Raw genomic sequence first — 22,102 nt, forward strand, 5'->3', positions numbered from 1 at the left:
CGCGCGCAGCGCACCGAGCGCGGCGCGGCGGACGCCGGCGTCACGGGGCGTCACGGTCCGTGACGCACCCCCGGTGCCCGTCGTACGGTCGCGTCGTGACCACGAACCGCGAGCCCCGGCAGATCCGCTTCAACGCGTTCGACATGAACTGCGTCGCCCACCAGTCCTCCGGACTGTGGCGCCACCCGCGCGACCGTTCCCGGCACTACAACGACCTGTCCTACTGGACCGACCTGGCGAAGACGCTCGAGCGCGGTGCGTTCGACGGCATCTTCATCGCCGACGTCCTGGGCACGTACGACGTGTACGGCGGCACGAACGAAGCGGCGCTCCGCACCGGGTCGCAGGTACCGGTGAACGACCCGATCCTGCTCGTGTCGGCGATGGCGGCCGTCACCGAGCACCTGGGGTTCGGGATCACCGCCGGCACCGCCTACGAGCACCCCTACCCGTTCGCCCGACGCATCTCGACACTCGACCACCTGACGAAGGGCCGCGTCGGCTGGAACGTCGTCACCGGGTACCTGCCGAGCGCCGCCCGCAACATGGGGCAGACCGACCAGCTCAGCCACGACGACCGGTACGACGTCGCCGACGAGTACCTCGAGGTCCTCTACAAGCTGTGGGAGGGCTCGTGGGAGGACGACGCCGTCATCGAGGACCGCGAGACCGGCGTCTTCACCGACCCGGCGAAGGTGCACCCGATCGAACACCACGGCAAGCACTTCGACGTGCCGGGCATCCACCTGTCGGAGCCCTCCGTGCAGCGCTCACCCGTCATCTACCAGGCCGGTGCATCACCGCGCGGCATCCGCTTCGCGGCCGAGAACGCCGAGGCCGTCTTCGTCGGGGCGCCCACCCTGCCGCAGCTCGCGGTGACCGTCGGCAAGATCCGGGACGCCCTGGAGGCTGCTGGTCGCGACCGGTACGCCGCCAAGGTCTACACGCTGCTCACCGTGATCACCGACGAGACCGACGAGCTCGCGCAGGCGAAGTACCGCGACTACCTCTCGTACGCATCCGAGGAGGGCGCCCTCGTGCTCAACTCCGGCTGGATGGGTGTCGACCTGTCGCAGTACGACCTGGACGAACCGCTCGGCAACATCGAGTCCAACGCCATCCAGTCGGCCGCCGCGAACCTGTCCGCCGCCACGGGTGAGGACGGCACCACCTGGACGGTCCGCGACATCGCGCGGCAGACGGCGATCGGCGGCCTGGGCCCGGTCGAGGTCGGCAGCGGGGCGACGATCGCGCAGCGGCTCGTCGACATCCAGGAGCAGACCGACGTCGACGGGTTCAACCTGGCGTATGCGGTGACTCCGGGCACGTGGGAGGACGTCATCGAGTTCGTCATCCCGGAGCTCCGGGCCCGCGGTGCCTACCCCGAGGGGTACCGCGAGGGGTCGCTGCGGAACAAGCTGTCCGGGCGCGGGGACCGGTTGCCGGAGGAGCACCGCGGAGCGTCGTTCCGGGTGCGGGAGCCCGCGTCGGCATGACGGACTGACCACCGGAGGTTAGGCCGGCCGCCCCGCCGACCGGCGAGGCCACGCAGGGGCGCGGTCGTAGGGTGGGCGGGTGATGGAGTCGACGGCAGCCGTGCGGGTCGCCGAGCCGGGGTCTCGGGAGTTCGATGCTGCCTGCATCGACCTCTGGGCCGCGGCGGTCGCCGCACGTGACGGTCGCCCCGAGGACCCGGCAGTCCGGGCACGAGCGGCGGAGAAGTTCGCCGCCGGACGCGTCGCCTTCGTGGTCGCGCCGGGGGCAGACGGCGCGGTCCGTGGTTTCGCCCTCGTCACGACACCGGGCAGCGGTGGGGGAGCGAGCCCGTCGGACGCCGCGTACCTGAGCCTGCTCGCTGTCGATCCGTCGGCGCAGGGCAGCGGTCTCGGCCGCGCGCTCCTCGTCGCCGCGGTGCAGGAAGCCCGCGCCGCCGGACACGAGCACTGCATGTTGCACGCGCTCGAGGACAACGCCCCCGCCCTCCGCCTCTACCGCAGCGCGGGGTTCCGGCCGGTGGGCGAGCCGTTCCCGCACGCGCTGAGCGGCCGACCGACGCGGACCTACGTGGTCTGACCCGCGCCTCCCGGACGGGACGGCACGACCGGCGCCCAGTCGCCCTGCCCGGCGACCCGACCGTCCCCGGAGGACCGACCCGTCACTCGACGCCGGACCCACGGGACGACGTGGTCGCGGTAGTACCGGAGCTCCTCGCCCACCGACGTCTTCGTCGCGTCCGGCACGCGCGGGACCGCGGCCTCCGGACCGTCGGCGATCGCGTGCAGTGCCAGGTCGGCGACCCGCTGGTGTCCGAGCGGGTTCATGTGCAGGCGGTCCTCGGACCAGAACTCGGCGCGGCCGAGGTGCGCGTCGCGTGAGACGTCGACGAACGGCAGCCCGCGCTCGCGACTGAACCCGGTCAGCGCCTCGGCCCAGGCGTCACCGCGGGCGTTGATGAGCCGTCCGAGGGGCAGTCGTGCACTCGGGTCGGCGGGGCTGAGCAGTGCGAGCCGGATCCCACGGGCGGCGACGACGTCCGCTGCCTCGGCCAGGCGTCCGAGCAGCACGTCGACGTCGTAGCCGGGGCGGAGCATGTCGTTGCCGCCGCCGCAGAAGGTGATGAGCGTCGGTGCCGGGTCGAGGGCGAGTGCGGCGTCCAGCTGCCCGTCGAGGACCCCCGCGAGCAGACGACCGCGGATCGCCAGGTTGGCGTACGAGACCGGCCCGGACAGGTGGTCCGCCAGGCCGACCGCCAGGCGCCCCGCCCAACCGGGGAACGGGACGTCCCCGTCGTCGCCGACACCCTCGGAGAAGCTGTCCCCGATGGCGACGTAGCGGACGGGATCGGTGCGGGCGGGCACGGCGGACATGGTCCTCCTCGGTGAGACTCGGTCGTGGCGTCATCCATCGTGCTCCTCATGCGCAGGCCGTGCTGAGGGAAGGCTTGCCTCACCACGAAATGCCCGGTCAGGGCAGCCTTCCCTTGCTGGTGCGATCAGCTGACAAGTGCTTTCCTTTCCTCATGTCGACCGCTGCTGACCTCGCGCTCCCCGCCACCGGGCACGACGACGCCACGAGCGCCGCCCGCCTGAACTGGTTGCGCGCCGGGGTCCTGGGCGCCAACGACGGCATCGTGTCCGTCGCCGCCGTCCTCGTCGGTGTCGCCGGGACCGGCGCGGCCGCCGGACCGGTCCTGGCCGCGGGCACGGCTGCCCTCGTCGGTGGCGCCGTGTCGATGGCGCTCGGCGAGTACGTGTCCGTCAGCGGCGCCCGTGACGCCCAGCGCACCGGGCAGGCCGCACACCAGGCACAGCTCGAGGCCGAGTCCGAGGACCAGGCCACCATCGCCGCGCACTACCGCGGGCTCGGGGTCTCCCCGGACGTCGCCGAGACCGTCGCCGCCGAACTCGTCCGGCCCGAGGTCCGGGACCGCCGCGCCGCCGCCGCCCTCCGCGACGCCGAGGACGAGGTCGTCAGCCCCTGGCGCGCCGCCTGGGTCTCCGCCGCGACCTTCACCGTCGGTGCCGCCCTGCCGTTCCTCGCGATGCTGCTCGCGCCGGCGTCGAGCCAGATCCTCGTCACCGTCGTCGCCGTCCTCATCGCGCTCGCCGTCACCGGCACCACCGGCGCGACCCTCGGTGGTGCACCCCGCGGTCGGGCGACCGTCCGCGTCGTGCTCGGGGGAGCACTCGCACTCGCTGCCACCTACGGCGCCGGGACCCTGCTCGGGGCACACGTGTCCTGACGCGGGTGCGACGCGCTCGACGCGCGGGTCACGTCGCGCACGTCGCCTCGCGTCGTGCGCGTGGGTCCGGCCCGAGATGCCGAGATGCCGAGATGCCGAGATGCCGGCATCTCGCGAGTCGAGCGGCCAGCATCTCGGCGCCCGGACGATCTGCGCGCGGCGAGTTGCGACGTCACGTGACGCGCGGCGGTGGGGTGGGACGTGGGCGCAGGAGCGCGCCGACGGACGGGAGGCCCGGACCACGTGACCGACGTCGGTCACGTGATCCGGGCCTCCCGTCCGGCACGGCGCCGGGTCAGTCCCCGGCGGTCAGCACCGCCTTCGGCACCCGGTGCAGCGTGACGGCACCGACCGCGTCGAACGGGTGCAGCGGGTCCGGAGCGCCGGATCCCGTCGGCCCGCCGAGCTTCGAGTCGCCCACGGCGCTGAGCACCGCGTAGGCGTCGTCCGGGGTCCAGCCGTGCTCGTCGACGAGGAACGCGAAGGCGTCCTCGTACCCGCGGCGGATGCTCTCCTGCACCGGCTCGCCGAGCCCGACGAAGAGCCACTCGTCGTCGGTCTCGATGCGTGGCGCGCGGAGCGCGGGGCCGCCCTTGACCAGGTCGACCGACACGACGGCGGTGCCCTGCGCCTCGATCGCGACGAAGGACGATTCGCCCTCGGCCATGATCGCGTGGATGTCGCCGATCGACAGCAGCGCGCCCGGTACCCGGACCGGCAGGTACACCGTCGAGCCGGGGCGGGCTTCGGTGACGTCCATGTTCCCGCCCTCGGCGTACGCGGGCATGATCGTCGAGTTCTCGCCCTCCGCCGGTGCGGTGCCGATGCAGCCGATCATCGGCCGGACCGGGAAGGCGTGCCGGTCCGAGACGCGCACGACGCCGTCCTCGATCGGGCAGCGGCGGGTGAACACCCGGTCGCCCATCACGTGCTGCAGCGCTCCGGACCCCGGCAGCGAGACCGACCAGCCGTGCGTGGTCAGCTCGATGTCGTGGATCGTCACCGCGAGGGTGTCGCCCGGTTCAGCGCCCTCGACGTACACCGGACCCGTCACCGGGTTGATCGGTGCCTGCAGCTGGGCCATGTCGTGGTGCTCGTCGAGTTCGGCGTAGACGGCGTCGGTCGTCTCGAAGCCGATCGTCTCGCCGGTGCCGGGGGCGATCGTCAGCACGGGCTCCCGGTCGGCGGAGTACCCGGGACGGCCGAGCGTGTTCGGCAGGTGGTGGTCGGCGGTCATCGGTGGTCCTCGTCCGTCGACATCGGGCTGGAGGTCTTGCTGCTGACGGGCGCGCCGGTGGGGTCGCCTTCACCCAGCGTGCCCGGCTCCTCGGAACCGACCTCGGTGGAACGGCCGGTGGAGCGGTAGTACAGGAAGACGCCGGCGCCGACGATGAGCCAGACGATGCCGCCGACCTTCGCCTCGACGGCCGCGTTGAGCAGCACGTACCCGATGATCAGGAACCCGATCAGCGGCACGACCAGGTGCAGCAGCCAGTTGCGCGACTTCCCCTTCACGATGTGGTGCACGAACACCGACACGTGCAGGAGCATGAAGCCGAACAGGGCACCGAAGTTCACCAGCGACGAGATCGTGTCGATCTGCCCGACGAAGAACAGCACCAGGATCGCGGACAGCACCGAGACGACGAGGATCGCGTTCTGCGGGACCTGACGGCCGTTGAGCTTGTGCAGGAAGGCGGGCAGCTGCCGGTCACGGCTCATCGAGAACAGCAGGCGGCTCGTCGCAGCCTGCGCGGCCATGGCGTTCGCGATGCCGACGGCCAGGACGTTGACCGCGAAGAACGCCGTGGCCCACCCGCTCGACGACGCCTGCTCGACGATCGTGAAGAACGCGTTGCCTGCCTCGCTGTCCGAGAAGGAGTCACGGCCGGCGGCCAGGGCGCTGGCGAGCCAGGTCTGCACGACGAACAGGAACGCGACGATGACGAGCGCCAGGATCATCGCGAGACCGGCACCGCCGCGGCGGCCGGTGGACTCCTCGGACAGCGTCGAGATGCCGTCGAAGCCCAGGAAGCTCAGCACCGCGATCGAGAGCGCGGAGGCGATCAGTGGCGCCGACACCTTCGCCGGGTCGAACACCTGGTCGGTGCTGAAGGACGCTCCCGGAACCGTGCCACCGGTCAGGGCGACGATCGCGATGACGACGAAGACGACCACGAACACCAGCTCGATGAGCAGGAAGATGCGGTTCGCCAGCTTCAGGGACGACACCCCGGCCAGGTTGATGACGGTGTTGATCGCCACGAAGACGAGCGCCCACAGCCACCGCGGGGTGCCCGGGAAGATGCCGACCATGCTCTCGGCCGCGAACACGTAGAGCAGCGTCGGGACGAGCAGGTAGTCGAGCAGGATCGCCCAGCCGGCGAAGAAGCCCGCCGTCGGGTGGATACCGCGGCCGACGTACGAGAAGACACTGCCGGCCAGGGGGATCGACTTCGCCATCTGGGCGTACGCCAGGGCGGTGAAGATCATCGCGACGAGGCCGACCAGGTAGACGAGCGGCACCATGCCGGACGACGCGTTGTAGACGGTGCCGAAGATCGCCCACGGGGCGATCGGCACCATGAAGACGAGCCCGTAGACGAGCAGGTCGGTGGTGGAGACGGAGCGTTTGAGCTCCTGCTTGTAGCCGTAGGCCTCGAGCTGCTGCTGTGCGGAGAGCTCGCTGTGCTGCTGCGACATGTCGGGTTCCGTTTCGGGGAGGAGGGACGGTGCAGGGATGGGCGGGTCAGCCGGTGGGCTGGACGTCGTGCTCGGCCAGGAAGGCGCCGATGACGCGACGGAACTCCTGCGGCTGCTCCAGTTGGGTGCAGTGGCTGGCGCCGGGGAAGACGTGCTGGCGTGCGTCCGTGATGTGCTGCACGAACGGCTGCCAGGTGGCGGGGGTCGCTTCGTCGTGCTCACCGGCGACCACGAGGGTCGGGACGTCCACCTGGTCGAGGCGGTCGATGACGGACCAGTCCCGCAGCGAGCCGATGACGTGGAACTCGTTCGGCCCGTTCATCGTGTGGTAGACGGTCGGCTCCGCTTCCATCTGCTCCTCGGAGGCCACGAAGTCCGCGGGCATCGGGACCACTCGGCAGACGTGGCGCTCGTAGAAGACCTGCGTGGCGGCGAGGTACTCCGGGTCCTCGACGGTGCCCGCGGCCTCGTGCCGGGCGAGGGCGTCCTGCACGTCGTCGGGCAGCTGCGCACGGAGTTCCGCCGCCCCGTCGACCCACAGCTGCATGGAAGCGGGGGAGTTGCAGATCGACAGGCTCGCGATGCCGCCCGGTCGTCGGACGGCGATCTCGGCTCCGAGCATGCCGCCCCACGACTGCCCGAGGACGTGGTGCTCGCCGAGGCCCAGGTGCGCGACGAGCGCGAGGTACTCGTCGACGAAGAGCTGCGGCTGCCAGAGGTCGGCGGGGGCGTCGGGGCGGTGGCTGCTCCGGCCGCAACCGAACTGGTCGTGGTGCACGACCATCCGACCCGTCTCGTCGGCGAAGGCCTCGAGGTTCCGCAGGTAGTCGTGGGCCATCCCCGGGCCGCCGTGCAGCACGACGAGGGGCAGCGCACCCGGGACGGGGCGGTCGGGTTCGGTGATCCGGTACCAGGTCTCGCCGTCCTGGAACGGCATCGTGCTCTCGGTGATGCGGGACATGGGGTGAGCATGGCCCGTCCAAAGGTCCCAGGCAAGACCTTTTTCGCTCGTTTAACGTGGCCGTAACAGGACACCCGGGCGACCGGGGTCAGGGTGGAGGGCGGAAGGGGTGCCGGTGACCGATCGCGCGACGGAGACCCGGGTCGACGAGGTCGAGGACCGGCTCGTGACCGCGGTCGCCGTCGGCGAGTACCTCCCCGGCTCCCGGCTGCCACCCGAACGCGAACTCGCCGGCCTGCTCGGGGTCGCCCGCGTCACGGTCCGCGGCGCGCTCGCCCGGCTCGTCGACCGCGGGTTGCTCGAGACCCGACGCGGCCGGGGCGGCGGGACCTTCGTCCGTGACCAGGAGGCCGGCGCCGCCTCGGACTCGGTGGGGCGCACGCTCCTGGCACGGTGGGCGGGGATCCAGGACACGGCCGACGCGATCGCGATCCTGCACGGTGCGCTCGCCGCAGCCGCCGCCGAACGGATCACCGCGGACCAGGCGGCCGGACTCCGGGAACGACTCGAGGCCTTCCGCACCGCGACCTCGGGGTTCGCCAAGCAGCAGGCCGACGCGGTCCTGCACCGCAGCATCATCGACGCAGCGCAGAACGACGTGCTCCGCAGCACGCTCGCGTCGCTCGAGTCGCAGATCTCCATCGCCGCGCCGGCGCACCTCTGGGGGACCGTCGACGGGATGACGGCGATGGAGGCCCGGGCGCTGCGGGACCACGAGGAACTGGTCGACGCGGTCTGTGCGGGACGGGTGGCGGACGCCGGGCGGATCGCACGGCAGCACGTGGGGATCGACGTCGAGTTGCTGGAGCGCGCGATGCTCCGGGCGGGACAGGTGCCGACCGGGCCGGTGTGACGGTGCCGGGCCGGTGTGATCGTGCCCGGGGGCAGGGACACGGGAGGCCCGTGGCGGAGTCGCCACGGGCCTCCCGTGCTGGTGGTGCTGCCGGTGTCGTCCGGGTCAGACGTCGCGGCGCTTGGCGACGGTCATCGCCAGGGCGTTCACGACGACGACCTCGGCCAGGAGCACACCGGCACCGCTCCAGCCGTTGAGCGTGATGCCCTTCGGCGCGGGGGCACCCGAGTCGAACTGGTACAGGTGGGCACCGGCCGCGTCGGGCAGGAACTGGGTCACGTCGTTCAGCCAGTCGAGGTTCGTCAGCCCGGCGACGAGGCTGATGACCACGGGCAGGACCAGCAGGATGCCGAGCGTGATCGCGATGCCGCCCGCGCTCGAACGGACGAGCAGGCCGATACCGAAGGCGAGCAGTGCCAGCAGGGTGACGTCCACCGACGCGCCGAGGATCGGCATCCAGACGGACGGGTCGGCCAGGTCGGGTTCGAGTCCCTTGCCGACCTGCAGGGCGGTCGAGATCCCGACGCCGATCCAGTTCGCCACCGCGCTGACGACGAAGGTGGTGACCGCGAGGACGGTCGCCTTCGCGACCAGGGCGCCGAGCCGACCGGGGTCGGCGGTGAAGGTCGACCGGATCTGTCCGGTGGCGTACTCGCCGGTGATGATGAGCACACCGAGCACGCCGACGACCAGGGCGGTCAGGTAGACGCTGATGGTGTTGATGCTGACGATCATGGCGTTCGCGCCGACGGTGCTCTGCTCGCCCCGTCCCGGTTCGAAGGCGGACCCGAGCAGGACGGCCAGGCCGAGGGTCAGGACGGCGATGACGGCGTAGCACCAGAACGTCGACCGGATGCTCCGGAACTTGATCCACTCGCTGCGGACGAGTCGGGTGTAGCCGAGGTGCACGTCACGCGAGGACAGGTCCCCACGGTGGCGGTGCTGCTGGGTCGTCGGCTGGTCGGTCTTCTGCGGGGCGCTCATCGGGCTCCCTCCGATCGGTACTCGACGTCGTCGCGGGTGAGTGCCATGTAGGCCTCTTCCAGGCTCGCGCCGGTCGGGGTGAGCTCGTGCAGGACGACGCCGGCTCGGGCGGCGATGTCGCCGACGGTCGGTGCGTCCGGCCCGACGACGAGGAACGAGCCGTCCTCGCGCTGGGTGACCGTCGCGTTCCGGCCGATGGCGGTGAACAACTGGTCCGGCATCGGGGTGCGGACGACGACGCGCGCCAGGCTCACGTTGCCCGCGTGGTCACCGGCACCGGCGACGAACTCGGCGATCGGGGCGTCGGCGAGCACCTTGCCGCGACCGAGCACGACCACGCGGTCGGCGGTCTGGGCCATCTCGCTCATCAGGTGGCTGGAGAGGAACACGGTCCGGCCCTCTCCGGCCATCCGACGGGCGAGCTGTCGGACCCAGAGGACCCCGTCGGGGTCCAGGCCGTTCACGGGCTCGTCGAGGATCAGGGTCTGCGGGTCGCCGAGCAGCGCTGCGGCGATGCCGAGCCGCTGGCCCATGCCGAGCGAGAAGCCGCCGACCCGCTTGCGGGCGACGGACTCGATGCCGGTCATGTCCATGACCTCGTGCACCCGCCGCTTCGGGATGCCGTGCGTCGCGGCGAGCGCGAGGAGGTGGTTGTACGCGCTCCGACCGGAGTGCACCGCCTTCGCCTCGAGCAGTGCGCCGACCTGCCGGAGCGGGTCGCGGTAGCTCTGGTACGGGCGGCCGTTCACCGTCGCCGTGCCGGAGGTGGGCTCGTCGAGCCCCATGATCATGCGCATGGTGGTCGACTTGCCGGCGCCGTTCGGGCCGAGGAAGCCGGTGACGCTGCCGGGGTGCACGACGAACGAGACGTCGTCGACCGCGAGTTTGGGGCCGTAGCGCTTGGAGAGGTGCTGTACTTCGATCATCGCCGCCCACCGTACGGGGACGCCGGAGCCGGCCGCCTCCCCCTGGAGGCGGAGATCGCGACCTGCCTCGTGATCCTGCCGAGCGCCTCCCGTCGGCGACGGACGAACACCGGTGTCCGGCGCCGAACCCTCCCGCCATTTCGGAACGATCGTTCCAGGTCGGGTGTGATGTCACACGGTCGTCACACAGGGGAAACGGGCGGCGCGACCGAGGTCCGTAGCTTCGTGCCCAGGCAGACGCCGACCTCACCCTCTCCCACTCCGGAGGACGTCATGGCAACAGAAGTCGCGACACCCGTCGCAGCGCCCCACGCCCCCCTCACGCCGACCACCCCTGCGGGCGCCGGCCTGATCAAGCCCGGGTACGACCCGGCCCTCACGAACGAGGACCTCGCCCCGCTGCGGAAGCAGACCTGGACCAGCTACAACGTCTTCGCGTTCTGGATGTCGGACGTGCACTCCGTCGGCGGGTACGTCACCGCCGGCTCGCTCTTCGCGCTCGGGATCGCCAGCTGGCAGGTGCTCGTCGCCCTGGTCGTCGGCATCCTGATCGTGCAGGTCTTCGCGAACCTCGTCGCGAAGCCGTCGCAGCGCACCGGCGTGCCGTACCCGGTGATCAACCGCGCGGTCTTCGGGGTCCTCGGTGCGAACGTCCCCGCGATCATCCGCGGACTCATCGCGATGGCCTGGTACGGCGTGCAGACCTTCCTGGCTGCCCAGTCGCTCAACATCGTGTTCCTCAAGTTCATCCCCGGCGCAGCCGCCCTCCTGGAGCCGTCGTTCCTCGGGTTGAACGCGCTCGGCTGGATCTCCTACGCCGTCCTCTGGGTCGCACAGGGCGCCCTGTTCTGGATGGGCATGGACGCGATCCGGAAGTTCATCGACTGGGCTGGTCCCGCGGTGTACGTCGTGATGATCGCGCTCGCCGTGTACCTCGTCGCGACCGCCGGCATCGGCAACATCTCACTGACGCTCTCGGTCGGTGCGCCGATGTCCTTCGGTGCGAGCATCCCGGTGATGCTGTCCGCGATCGCCCTGGTCGTCAGCTACTTCTCCGGCCCGATGCTCAACTTCGGCGACTTCTCGCGGTACGGCAGGTCCTTCGCGGCCGTCAAGCGCGGCAACATGCTCGGCCTGCCGGTCAACTTCCTGTTCTTCTCGATCCTCACCGTGCTGTGCGCCAGTGCGACCGTCCCGGTGTTCGGCAAGCTCATCACCGACCCGATCGAGACTGTGCAGGCCATCGGCGCCCCGTTCGCGATCCTGCTCGGCGGACTGACCTTCGTGACCGCGACGGTCGGCATCAACATCGTCGCCAACTTCATCAGCCCCGCGTTCGACTTCTCCAACGTCGCACCCCGCCGGATCAGCTGGCGGATGGGCGGCATGATCGCCGCGGTCGGGTCCGTGCTGCTCACCCCGTGGAACTGGTACGGCAACGACCAGGCGATCCTCTACACGCTCGGCGTCCTCGGGGCACTGATCGGCCCGCTCTTCGGCATCCTGATCGCCGGCTACTACATCGTCGGCAAGCAGCGGGTCGCCGTGGACGACATGTACTCCAAGGACCCGGCCGGCCGGTACTGGTACCGGAAGGGGTTCAACCCGAACGCCATCTGGACGCTCGTCACGACCGGTGCGGTGTCCGTCGCCAGCGCTGTGCTCCCGCCGGCCCTCGGGGTCGTCCCGTGGTTGAGCAGCTACAGCTGGTTCATCGGCTGCGGCCTCGGCCTCGTCGTCTTCTGGGCGCTCGAGCGTCGGTCGCCCGCCATGCCGCTCCTCGACGCCGACGACCCGACGGTCGACGACGGCGCCGCCCTCGGCCGCGCCTGACCGCCCTCGATCGCGTCTGACCGGGGGACCCTCCCTGCACAGGGGCACCGCCGCACCGACTCCGGCAGGTGCCCCTGTGGACAGCCGGGAGGCCCGCCACCAGCCCGCGATGATCGTCACCACCCACGCTCCACCCGCTCCAACGGAAGGACCCACGATGCGCATCCGCGTCGTCAACCCCAACACCACCGTGTCGATGACGGCGGCCATCGGCCGTGCCGCAGCCGCTGTCGCCGGACCGGGAACGGTCATCGAAGCCGTCCAGCCCAGCATGGGTCCGGCGTCGATCGAGAGCCACTACGAGGAAGCGCTGGCCGTGCCGGGGCTCCTCGAACAGGTGCTCGCCGGGGAGCGCGACGGGGTGGACGCCACCGTCGTCGCGTGCTTCGGGGACCCGGGCATCGACGCGGCGCGCGAGATCGCCCACGGCCCGGTGATCGGCATCGCCGAAGGGGCGTTCCGGACCGCCGCGATGCTCGGTCGGCGCTTCGGCGTCGTGACCACGCTCGAGCGGACGACCGGCCGTGCACGCGAACTCGCCGACCGCTACGGCTGCGCGTCCCTGCTGACCGAGGTCCGGGCGTGCGAGGTGCCCGTGCTGCAGCTCGACGACCCGTCCTCCGGCGCCCGGCAGCTCGTGGTCGACGAATGCCGTCGGGTGATCGCGAACGGCGCCGACGCCGTGGTGCTGGGCTGTGCGGGGATGGCGGAGTTCTGCGCATCGGTGTCCGAGGAGATCGGGGCCCCGGTCGTCGACGGCGTCAGCGCCACGACCCTCCTCGCCGAGACGCTCGTCCGACTCGGGCTGACCACCGGCAAGCACGGCGAGTACGCGCCGCCGCCGCCCAAACGGTTCACCGGGGCGCTCGCGTCCTTCGAGCTCGACGGCGCCCGCGCGATGGTCGGAGCGGGCGCATGACGAGCCTCCAGACCGCCGCGGTGGCGGACGCCGTCACGCCCGCCGACCTCGTGCTCCGTGCCCGCCGGACCTGGGTCGACGGTGCCTTCGGGCCCGCCGCCGTCGTCGTCCGCGACGGGCGGGTGGCATCCGTCGAGCCCTTCGACGCCGACGTCGTCGCCGACCGTGACGAGACCGTCCCCGACGCCCACGTCCTGCTGCCCGGGCTCGTCGACACCCACGTCCACGTGAACGAGCCCGGGCGCACCGAGTGGGAGGGCTTCGCGTCCGCCACCCGCGCAGCCGCCCTCGGCGGGGTGACCACCGTCATCGACATGCCGCTCAACTCGATCCCGGCCACCGTGGACGTCCCCGCACTGCGGGTCAAACGGGCCAGCGCCGCCGGACGCGTCGCGGTCGACGTCGGGTTCTGGGGCGGAGCGGTCCCGGACAACGCCGGCACCCTCGCCGGCCTGCACGACGCCGGGGTCTTCGGCTTCAAGTGCTTCACCGCCCCGTCCGGGGTGGACGAGTTCCCGCACCTCGACCCGAGGCAGCTCCGGGCCGCGATCGCCGAGGTCGCCGCCCTCGACGCGCTCCTCATCGTCCACGCCGAGGACCCGGACCACCTCGTCGAGCACGACGCCCTCGGCCCGCGCTACCAGGACTTCCTCGACACCCGACCCGTCCAGGCGGAACGGTCCGCGATCGCCCGCGTGATCGACGGTGCGCGGGAGACCGGTGCCCGGGTGCACGTCCTCCACCTCTCCGACGCCGGCGCGCTCCCGATGATCCGCGCGGCGAAGGACGACGGCGTGCGGATCACCGTCGAGACCTGCCCGCACTACCTGGCCTTCGAGTCCGGCTCGATCCCGGACGGTGCCACGGCCTACAAGTGCTGCCCGCCGATCCGCGACGACGCCAACCGGGACGCACTGTGGGCCGGCCTCCTCGACGGCACCATCGACATGGTGGTCTCGGACCACTCGCCCTCGACCGCCGACCTCAAGGTCGACGACTGGGGCCTCGCCTGGGGCGGCATCGCCGGCCTGCAGGTGGGCTTCCGAGCGCTGTGGACCGAGGCCGCCCGCCGGGGGCTGCCCCTCGAGGCGGTCCTGCCCGCCGTGACCACCGGACCGGCGGCGCTCGCCGGGTTCACCGACCGTGGCCGGATCGTGCCGGGTGCGCTCGCACACTTCGCCGTGTTCGACCCGGACGCCGAGTCCACGATCGACGTCGACGCCCTGGCACACCGGAACCCGGTGTCCGCGTTCGACGGGCTCCAGGTCCGCGGCCGGGTCACCCAGACGTGGCTCCGCGGGCGGCGTGTCACCGGCACCACCGACGGCGTCACGACGGTGGACGTGGTCGCCGGGGAGCTGGTGGACCGTGGCTGAGACACGCACCGCCGCCGACGTGCACATCGGGTCGACACCCGACGACGTCCTGTGGGGGCAGCTGCCGAGCCGCGACGACGCCCCCGTCCGCGCGGTCGCCCCGGGCACGGTCGTGACGATCGACACCGTCAGCCACGAAGGGCTGTTGTCCGACCAGGGGTCCGACCCGGTGGCGTTCTTCGGTGGGCACGGCGTCGAACCGGATGCCGTGCTCCAGGACGCGATCGACATCGTGCGGGATCTCGACCGGAACGCCGCCGACGGTCCGCACGTGGTGTCCCGACCGATCGCCGTCACCGGAGCCGAACCCGGCGACGTGGTGTCGGTGGCGATCCTCGCGGCGGTGCCTCGGGTGCCGTACGGGGTGATCTCGAACCGGCACGGACGCGGTGCACTCCCCGGGGAGCTCCCGCGCGGTGACGGCCCCGTCTCGGTGTTCGCCGACGTCGTCACCCGCGACGGCGTCAACCACGGCCGGCTGCCGGTGGTGGCGGGCGGCCCCCGCGTGGTGACCTTCCCACTCCGACCGTTCCCCGGCATCGTCGGGATCACCGTCGACAGCGACGTCCGGCCGCACTCCGTCCCGCCGGGGGCCCACGGCGGGAACATCGACATCGCCCTGCTGACCGCCGGGGCGACGCTGCACCTGCCCGTGCAGGTGCCGGGAGCCGGTGTGTACGTCGGCGATCCGCACTTCGCCCAGGGCGACGGCGAGGTCGCCCTCACCGCGATGGAGGCCTCGCTCCGCCTGACCCTGCGCCTCGACGTGGTCCCGCGTGCCACTGCGCTCCGGCGCTTCGGTGACCTGGTCGGTCCGGTCGCCGAGACGACCGAGTTCCTCGTGCCGACGGGCATGGACGCCGACCTGGACGAAGCCGTACGCCGATGCGTCCGGGCGGCGATCACCCTGCTCCGGGCACGGTGGGGCGTCGACGAGCACCTGGCGTACGCGTACCTCAGCGCCGCGACCGACTTCCGCATCTCGCAGGTCGTCGACCTCGTCTGCGGCGCACACGCGACCATCCGCAAGGCGGACTTCGACGCGGTGGTGCCGTGCGGCTGACGGGGACGTGGCCCGCCGGCCTCGAGTCGGCGTTCCACGAGTACGAGTCGGCCCTGATGCGGGACGACACCGCCGTGCTCGACGCGCTGTTCGAACCCGGCCCGGGCACCCTGCGCGGCGACGGCGCCGGCCTGCTGCGCGGGCACGGGCAGATCAGTGCGTTCCGCTCGTCCCGCGGCGGTGTCGCCCGCCGGGAACTGGTCGGCGTGGACGTGCAGGTCCTCGGCCCGGACGCCGTGCTGGTCGTGGGCGAATCGCAGTTCGTCGACGGCGGGCGCGGCCTGCAGACCCAGCTCTGGTGCCGGACCGACGGCGCTTGGCTGATCCGCACGGCGCACGTCACCGGACGCGCGCCGGCGTTCGACCGGTCCGTCTGGCGCGTGCTCGGCGACCCGCTCGTCCCCGGCGGTGGTGCCGACGCCGGCCCCGGTCCTGGTGCTGGTCCCGGTCCTGGTGCTCGCCCCGGTCCCCTCGCCGGGGTCCGGGTGGCGGTGAAGGACCTCTTCGCCGTCCGCGGGCAGGTCATCGGCGCGGGCAACCCGACGTGGCAGGCCGCAGCCGCCGTCGAGCACGAGCACGCCCCCGCGGTCGCGATGCTCCTCGACGCCGGAGCCGAGCTGACCGGCATCGCCCGGAGCGACGAGTTCGCCTACGCGCTCGCCGGCCGGAACGCCCACTCCGGGACGACGCCGAACGGTGCGGCACCACAGCGGATCGGTGGTGGGTCGACCTCCGGTTCGGCTTCGGCGGTCGCGCTCGGGCAGGCGGACCTCGGTCTCGGCACGGACACGGCAGGCAGCATCCGCGTGCCCGCGTCGTACCAGGGGCTCTGGGGGCTCCGGACGACCCACGGCACCGTCTCGCGGAGCGGCGTGCTGCCCCTCGCGCAGACCTTCGACACGGTGGGCTGGCTGACACGTGACCCCGAGCTGCTCCGGCAGGTCGTCGGCATCGCACTCGGTGACACCGCTGCGCAGCTGCGCGGTGCCGACGCCGGCGCGATCCGGACGGCTCCGCTGCTCCTGAGCGACGCGTTGCTCGACGCCGCCGAACCCGGCACCCGGAGCGCGTTCCTGGCGTGGGTCGAGCGGACCGGCCGCCCGGTGCGGTCGGTCGAACTGCCCGACCTGGACGACCTGGTCGAGACGCTGCGGATCGTCCAGGCCGCCGAGGCACACCGGAACCACGGTGACTGGGTCGCTGCGCACCCGGGGGCACTCGGAGCAGACGTCGCCGAGCGGTTCGCGGCTGCGGCGGCCGTCACGGCGGAGCTGGAGTCGGCAGCGCGTGTCCGCCTCGTCGAACTCCGGACCGCGGTCCGACGGGCGATCGACGACGGTGTCCTGGCCCTCCCCACGGTGCCCGGACCCGCGCCGAGCCGCACGGCCGACACCGCTGCCGTGCTGGTCACCCGTCGGGCCACACTCCGCATGACGTCGGTCGCCGGGGTCGGCGGCCTGCCCGCGGTCAGCATACCGGCGCTGCACCTCGGGGACGCTCCCGTCGGGATCTGCCTCGTCGGACCGTCCGCCGCCGACCTCGCGCTGGTCGACCTCGCGATCGACCTGTCCCCCTCATCCGCAACACGTTCGTAACGCGCGTTCCACTACTCTCAATCGTGGAACGGAAGGATCAACCATGCACCCCGTGAACCCGCCCGCACGTCTCCTGATGGGCCCCGGCCCGATCGACGCCGACCCCCGCGTCCTCCGCGCACTCTCGACCCCGCTGGTCGGGCAGTACGACCCGTGGATGACCGAGACGATGAACCAGACGCAGGAGCTCTACCGCCGGGTGTTCGGCACCGCGAACGAGGCCACCGTCCTCGTCGACGGCACCTCCCGCGCCGGCATCGAAGCCGCCCTCGTCTCACTGCTCGCCCCCGGCGACAGCGTCCTGGTCCCGGTGTTCGGCCGGTTCGGGCACCTCCTCGCCGAGATCGCCGGACGCGCCGGAGCGACGGTGCACACGATCGAGACCGAGTGGGGCCAGGTGTTCCCGGCCTCGGTGATCGAGGACGCGATCATCCGGGTCCGACCGAAGCTCCTGGCCGTCGTGCAGGGCGACACCTCGACGACGATGAACCAGCCGCTCGACGAACTCGGTGCGATCTGCGAACGGCACGGCGTGCTGTTCTACACGGACGTCACCGCCTCCGTCGGTGGGAACCCGCTCGAGGTGGACGCCTGGGGCATCGACGCGGTCAGCGCCGGACTGCAGAAGTGCCTCGGCGGCCCCTCCGGTAGCGCACCGCTGTCGCTCTCACCGCGAGCGGTCGCGGTGCTCGACGGGCGTCGGAGCGTCGAGGCCGGCATCCGCGAGCCCGGCGACGAGGTGTCCGACCACCCGATCCAGTCGAACTACCTCGACCTCGCGATGATCATCGACTACTGGGGGCCCCGGCGCCTCAACCACCACACCGAAGCGGCGTCGATGCTCTACGCGGCGAACGAGTGCGCCCGGATCCTGCTCGAGGAAGGCCGCGACGCCGTGGTCGAACGGCACGCCCGCGCCGGCCGCGCGATGCTCGAGGGTGTCCGAGGCCTCGGTCTCACGGTGTTCGGGGACGTCGGCCACAAGATGCACAACGTCGTCGCGGTGGAGATCCCCGACGAGGTCCAGGGGGACGCGGTCCGCTCCGCGATGCTCGAGGACCACGGCATCGAGATCGGCACGTCGTTCGGCCCGCTGCACGGACGGGTGTGGCGCATCGGGACGATGGGCTACAACGCACGGAAGGACGCCGTCGTGACGACCCTGGCCGCCCTCGAGCAGTCCCTCCGTCGCGGCGGGAAGTCCGTGCCGCAGGGCGGTGGCGTCGACGCGGCGCTCGACGTCTACGCCGGTCACGGTGCGGAACCCGACCCCGAGTTCGACGCTGAACCCGACGCCGAGCTCGGCGCTCAACTCGACGCCGAGCTCGGCGACGGGGTACGCGCGTGAGCGCGGCCGTCCAGGTCCCCGTCCCCAGCGCTCCGGCTCGCGCTGCCGCCGACCGGATCGTCACCCGCTGCGACGAACTCGCCGCGATCAGCGAGACCGCGGGGTACATCACCCGGGTGTACCTGTCGCCCGAACACGCACGCGCGAACGCCGTCGTCGACAACTGGATGCAAGACGCCGGGCTCGACACGTGGCAGGACGCCGCGGGCAACCTCCACGGGCGGACCGGTCGAGCCGAGCCGGACGTACCCGTCCTGCTGCTCGGGTCGCACCTGGACACGGTGGTCGACGCCGGCCGGTACGACGGGGTCGTCGGTGTCCTCATGGCGATCGAGGTCGCCGCGCGCCTGCAGCAGGCTCGTGCCGAGCTGCCGTTCGCGCTCGAGGTCATCGCGTTCTCCGACGAGGAGGGCACCCGGTTCGGCAAGGCCCTGCTCGGGTCCTCGGCGGTCGCCGGCGTGTGGGACGAGTCGTGGTGGGATCTCCGTGACGGGGACGGCACCACCCTCCGTGCCGCCTTCGAGTCGTTCGGGCTGGACCCGGCCCAGGTCGGGCAGGCTGCGGTCGACCCCGCCTCGCTCGTCGGGTACCTCGAGGCGCACATCGAGCAGGGGCCGTACCTCGAGCACGCCGACCAGGCACTCGGCGTCGTCACCAGCATCGCGAGCGCTCGCCGGTTCACCGTGCGGGCGGTCGGCGAAGCGCGTCACGCCGGCGGCACCCCGTACGAGCGACGCCACGACGCCCTGCTCGCCGCCGCCGAGGCGGCCCTGGCGGTCGAGCGGATCTGTCGCACCGAGCAGCACATCGGCACCGTCGGCACGATGGCCGTCGAACCCGGGGCGGTCAACGTCGTGCCCGGCCTCGCGACCTTCGCGGTCGACCTCCGCGGCGAGTTCGACGACGGACGTGACCGTGTCTGGGACGAGATCGCCGAGGCGTTCCGAGAGATCGCGGCGCGGCGCGGCGTGGACGTCACGCCGACCGAGGTGCACCGGGCACCGGCGGTCTTCTGCGCCCCGCACCTGATGGACGCCGTCCGTGCGGGCATCGTCAGCACCGGTGAGCCGGAACCGCTCGAGCTGTTCTCACGCGCGGGGCACGACGCGATGTCCCTCGGCCGGGTCACCGACGTCGCGATGCTGTTCCTGCGCAACCCGGACGGCATCAGCCACCACCCGGACGAGTTCGTCTCCGCCGCCGACGTCGCGCTCGGACTCGACGCGCTCGTCGGAGCGATCGAGCACCTCGCCCGGACGAGCGACACCCTCCCGCCTGCGACGACGGCGGTGGAGGCATGAGCGTCCCCGACGTCCGCGGACGCATCGACTCGGTCTGGGAGCGCCTCTCACCGGCCGAACGCCGGGTCGCCGCGATGATCCGGCACGACCCCGAGCTCCTGCTGGTCGGCACCTCGGCGCAGTTGGCCGCCGAGTCCGGCACCTCGAAGGCGACGGTCTCGCGGCTCGTGCGGTCGCTGGGGTTCCAGGACGCCGCGGAGGTCCGCCAGAACCTCATGTCGGCGCGGGGGACCGGCCTGCCCTGGGCGGCGGAGGACGCCGCCCACGTCGACCAGCGTGCGGTGGAGGCGCGGAACCTCGACGCGGCGTTCGCCTCCCTCGCCCGAGCCGACCGTCCGCGCCTCTCCCGACGGATCGTCCGCGCACGGCGGGTCCTGGTCTTCGGCGAGCGCGGCGCGTACCCGATCGCGCTGCAGCTCCGTGCGCAGCTCGCGCAGGTCCGTCCCGACGTCCGCGTCGGGCCGTCGCCGGGACAGCGCCTGGGGGAGGAGGTGGCCGACCTCGACCGCCGCGACCTCGTGGTCATCGTCACGGTCCGGCGGCACGCCGCGGGGGTCGACCGTCTCGTCCGACACTGCGTCGGGACCGGGGCGGACGTCGTCGTCATCGGGGACCCGACCGCCGCCGTCATCGCGGCGCCAGCGACCACCGCGGTGCTCTGCCCCGTCGACTCGCCTTCGGCGTTCGACTCGCTGGCGGCGCTGTTCGCGGTCGTCGCGGCGATCACGAACGACGTGTACGAGGCCTCCGGCCCCTCCGGTCGCACCCGGGTGGAAGCGGTGGCGAACGCCTACGACACGCTCGGCGAACTCGCCGGCTCCTGATCGACGTCACCCGGACCTCCGACGGTGCCGGCGGCGCGGAGCTCGGCGGCGAGCGACCGGTTCCGCTCCCGGATCAACCGCACCAGGTACCGCCGCAACACCAGCCCCTCGGCGATCCGCCCGAGCGCACCGAACGGTGCCCGGAAGGTGATCTCGTCCACCATGCGGGTCCCGGTGGGTGTCGCCTCGAACCGGTGCCGGTGCCGGAACCGGGCGAACGGTCCGCGCACCTGTTCGTCGACGAACGTGTGGGGAGCCTCCAGGGCGGTGATCTCGTTCGTCATCCGCCAGACGACCCCGAAGTGGCGGGCACGCCAGGTCACGCTCTCGCCGATCCCGATCAGCCCGTCGGTGCGTCCGGCGACGGCCTGCTCACCGGTCGCGGCCATCGACCGCAGGTGCGCGCCGATGTCCAGGGACAGCGCGAACGCCTGCTCGGGTGGCACAGGCAGGTCGGTCACGATCCGGAAAGCAGCGCTCACCCCTCGATCCTGGCGCACGGGCGGCAGGATGGTCACGTGACCGATGCCGCCCCGACTCCGCTCGACCGTGCCGGGAGGCTCGTCCCCGGCCTCGCGCTCGCCACCGGCATCGCCGTGGTCGCGACCGTGATCGGGCGGTTCCTGCCGGTCGTCGGAGCGCCGGTCAGCGGGGTCGTGATCGGCGCGGTCCTCGGGACGGTGCGACGTCCGGGTCAGGTGTTCCGGCCGGGGATCGCGACCGCGAGCAAGACCGTGCTGCAGTCCGCGGTCGTCCTGCTCGGCGCGCAGCTGTCGCTCGTGCAGGTCGCCCGGGTCGGGGTGCAATCGCTGCCGGTGATGCTCGGCACCCTCGTCATCTGCCTCGTCGCAGCGTGGGGGATCGGTCGGGCGCTCGGTGTGGTCGGCAACCTCCGGACCCTGATCGGCGTCGGGACGGGCATCTGCGGGGCGTCGGCGATCGCTGCCGTCACCCCGGTGATCGGCGCGGTGTCGATCGAGGTCGCGTACGCCGTGTCGACGATCTTCCTGTTCAACGTGGCCGCGGTCGTCGTCTTCCCCGTGGTCGGGCACGCGCTGGGCATGAGCCAGCACGCGTTCGGGCTGTTCGCGGGGACGGCGGTGAACGACACCTCCTCGGTCGTCGCCGCAGCGAGCACCTACGGCTCGGGGGCGGCGGACTTCGCGGTCGTCGTGAAGCTGGTCCGGACGCTCATGATCATCCCGGTGGTCCTCGGCCTCGCGTGGCTCGTCGGGCGCCGGGCCGAGCGGTCCGCGACGACAGCGGGGGACGTGGCGCTGGACGGGACCGGGATCGACCCCGCCGTCGCACCCGCTCGACCGAGGTGGTCACCGCGCCGCGTGTTCCGTCTCGTGCCGTGGTTCCTCATCGGCTTCGTGCTGGTGGCCGCCGTGAACTCCACCGGGGTGATCCCGGGGCCTGCGCACCCGGCGATCGCCACGGTCGCCGCGTTCCTCATCACCGTCGCCCTGAGCGCGATCGGCCTGTCCACCGACATCGCCGGGTTCCGCCGCGCCGGGTTCCGTCCGCTGGTCCTCGGTGGGTCGCTCTGGATCGTGGTGTCGCTGTCGAGCCTCGGCCTGCAGGCCCTCACCGGCAGCATCTGACGCCGGCAGCCGAGCAGACCCCGCCCGGCAGGCCTCGTCCGGCAGACCCCGTCCGGCAGACCCCGTC

Annotated in this window: 20 protein-coding genes; 13 read left to right on the top strand and 7 right to left on the bottom strand. The window is 72.2% G+C overall.

Going from position 1 to position 22,102, the window contains the following annotated elements:
* The first annotated feature begins 95 nt into the window (after positions 1–95).
* Together DEJ33_RS10855 and DEJ33_RS10860 are read left to right on the top strand one after the other, a co-directional pair.
* Entirely contained in the window at positions 96–1,496 is a 1,401-nt protein-coding gene (locus tag DEJ33_RS10855; RefSeq protein WP_258366530.1) for an LLM class flavin-dependent oxidoreductase, read from the top strand.
* 82 nt (positions 1,497–1,578) lie between these two features.
* On the top strand, positions 1,579–2,073 hold the full coding sequence (locus DEJ33_RS10860; RefSeq protein WP_110902528.1) for an N-acetyltransferase: 495 nt from the start codon (positions 1,579–1,581) through the stop codon (positions 2,071–2,073).
* Here DEJ33_RS10860 and DEJ33_RS10865 read toward each other — a convergent pair.
* Positions 2,061–2,867, bottom strand: coding sequence for an SGNH/GDSL hydrolase family protein (locus DEJ33_RS10865; RefSeq protein WP_111194952.1), 807 nt, complete (start codon positions 2,865–2,867; stop codon positions 2,061–2,063). The genes DEJ33_RS10860 and DEJ33_RS10865 overlap by 13 nt on opposite strands.
* 152 nt (positions 2,868–3,019) lie before the next feature.
* On the opposite strand from DEJ33_RS10865, the gene DEJ33_RS10870 reads away from it, so the two are divergent.
* The gene (locus DEJ33_RS10870) at positions 3,020–3,742 is read left to right on the top strand and encodes a VIT1/CCC1 transporter family protein (protein WP_111078973.1); all 723 of its coding nucleotides are present in this window, start codon (positions 3,020–3,022) and stop codon (positions 3,740–3,742) included.
* A 295-nt stretch (positions 3,743–4,037) separates the two neighbouring features.
* Here DEJ33_RS10870 and DEJ33_RS10875 read toward each other — a convergent pair whose 3' ends face one another.
* The 3 genes from DEJ33_RS10875 to DEJ33_RS10885 are packed head-to-tail and all read right to left on the bottom strand — an operon-like array spanning position 4,038 to position 7,406.
* Positions 4,038–4,979, bottom strand: a complete 942-nt coding sequence (locus DEJ33_RS10875) for an acetamidase/formamidase family protein (protein WP_111078972.1) — start codon at positions 4,977–4,979, stop codon at positions 4,038–4,040.
* Positions 4,976–6,445 carry an APC family permease gene (locus DEJ33_RS10880; protein WP_258378150.1) on the bottom strand — a complete coding sequence of 490 codons (1,470 nt, stop codon included), beginning with the start codon at positions 6,443–6,445 and terminating at the stop codon, positions 4,976–4,978. The genes DEJ33_RS10875 and DEJ33_RS10880 overlap by 4 nt, the downstream gene beginning before the upstream one ends.
* A 46-nt stretch (positions 6,446–6,491) precedes the next feature.
* On the bottom strand, positions 6,492–7,406 hold the full coding sequence (locus DEJ33_RS10885) for a proline iminopeptidase-family hydrolase (RefSeq protein ID WP_111194953.1): 915 nt from the start codon (positions 7,404–7,406) through the stop codon (positions 6,492–6,494).
* Between the two features lie 115 nt (positions 7,407–7,521).
* Between DEJ33_RS10885 and DEJ33_RS10890 the strand changes: the two genes are divergently transcribed.
* Positions 7,522–8,259: a FadR/GntR family transcriptional regulator gene (locus tag DEJ33_RS10890; protein WP_111194988.1), complete on the top strand. Its 738-nt coding sequence runs from the start codon at positions 7,522–7,524 to the stop codon at positions 8,257–8,259.
* Positions 8,260–8,364: 105 nt separating this feature from the next.
* Here the strand turns inward: DEJ33_RS10890 and DEJ33_RS10895 are convergent, their stop codons facing one another.
* A complete protein-coding gene (locus DEJ33_RS10895) occupies positions 8,365–9,243 on the bottom strand; it encodes an ABC transporter permease subunit (RefSeq protein ID WP_111194954.1) in 879 nt (292 codons plus the stop codon).
* Complete coding sequence (locus tag DEJ33_RS10900) at positions 9,240–10,169, bottom strand: ABC transporter ATP-binding protein (RefSeq protein ID WP_111194955.1); 930 nt, start codon at positions 10,167–10,169, stop codon at positions 9,240–9,242. The genes DEJ33_RS10895 and DEJ33_RS10900 overlap by 4 nt, the downstream gene beginning before the upstream one ends.
* Positions 10,170–10,442: 273 nt before the next feature.
* Here DEJ33_RS10900 and DEJ33_RS10905 point away from each other — a divergent pair, with 273 nt between their 5' ends.
* The 8 genes from DEJ33_RS10905 to DEJ33_RS10940 all read left to right on the top strand — a co-directional run bounded on the left by DEJ33_RS10905 (position 10,443) and on the right by DEJ33_RS10940 (position 20,428).
* Complete coding sequence (locus tag DEJ33_RS10905; protein WP_111194956.1) at positions 10,443–12,002, top strand: NCS1 family nucleobase:cation symporter-1; 1,560 nt, start codon at positions 10,443–10,445, stop codon at positions 12,000–12,002.
* Between the two features lie 157 nt (positions 12,003–12,159).
* Positions 12,160–12,921: an aspartate/glutamate racemase family protein gene (locus DEJ33_RS10910; RefSeq protein ID WP_111194957.1), complete on the top strand. Its 762-nt coding sequence runs from the start codon at positions 12,160–12,162 to the stop codon at positions 12,919–12,921.
* Positions 12,918–14,297: an allantoinase AllB gene (gene allB / locus DEJ33_RS10915; RefSeq protein ID WP_111194958.1), complete on the top strand. Its 1,380-nt coding sequence runs from the start codon at positions 12,918–12,920 to the stop codon at positions 14,295–14,297. Before DEJ33_RS10910 ends, allB begins: the two co-directional genes overlap by 4 nt.
* Positions 14,290–15,360 (top strand): acetamidase/formamidase family protein, encoded by a 1,071-nt coding sequence (locus DEJ33_RS10920; protein ID WP_111194959.1) that lies wholly within the window; start codon positions 14,290–14,292, stop codon positions 15,358–15,360. Before allB ends, DEJ33_RS10920 begins: the two co-directional genes overlap by 8 nt.
* Entirely contained in the window at positions 15,351–16,955 is a 1,605-nt protein-coding gene (locus DEJ33_RS10925) for an AtzH-like domain-containing protein (RefSeq protein WP_258378151.1), read from the top strand. Before DEJ33_RS10920 ends, DEJ33_RS10925 begins: the two co-directional genes overlap by 10 nt.
* A 43-nt stretch (positions 16,956–16,998) precedes the next feature.
* Entirely contained in the window at positions 16,999–18,303 is a 1,305-nt protein-coding gene (locus tag DEJ33_RS10930; protein ID WP_111194960.1) for an alanine--glyoxylate aminotransferase family protein, read from the top strand.
* The gene (locus DEJ33_RS10935; protein WP_111194961.1) at positions 18,300–19,604 is read left to right on the top strand and encodes an allantoate amidohydrolase; all 1,305 of its coding nucleotides are present in this window, start codon (positions 18,300–18,302) and stop codon (positions 19,602–19,604) included. Before DEJ33_RS10930 ends, DEJ33_RS10935 begins: the two co-directional genes overlap by 4 nt.
* Entirely contained in the window at positions 19,601–20,428 is an 828-nt protein-coding gene (locus tag DEJ33_RS10940) for a MurR/RpiR family transcriptional regulator (RefSeq protein ID WP_111194962.1), read from the top strand. Before DEJ33_RS10935 ends, DEJ33_RS10940 begins: the two co-directional genes overlap by 4 nt.
* On the opposite strand, the gene DEJ33_RS10945 is transcribed toward DEJ33_RS10940, so the two are convergent.
* On the bottom strand, positions 20,395–20,910 hold the full coding sequence (locus DEJ33_RS10945; protein ID WP_111194963.1) for an SRPBCC family protein: 516 nt from the start codon (positions 20,908–20,910) through the stop codon (positions 20,395–20,397). The two genes, DEJ33_RS10940 and DEJ33_RS10945, sit on opposite strands and share 34 nt — an antisense overlap.
* Positions 20,911–20,946: 36 nt before the next feature.
* Here DEJ33_RS10945 and DEJ33_RS10950 point away from each other — a divergent pair, with 36 nt between their 5' ends.
* A complete protein-coding gene (locus DEJ33_RS10950; protein WP_111194964.1) occupies positions 20,947–22,035 on the top strand; it encodes a YeiH family protein in 1,089 nt (362 codons plus the stop codon).
* The last annotated feature ends 67 nt before the right edge of the window (positions 22,036–22,102 follow it).

The sequence above is a fragment of the Curtobacterium sp. MCPF17_047 genome (assembly GCF_003234045.1).
Classification (GTDB): Bacteria; Actinomycetota; Actinomycetes; order Actinomycetales; family Microbacteriaceae; genus Curtobacterium.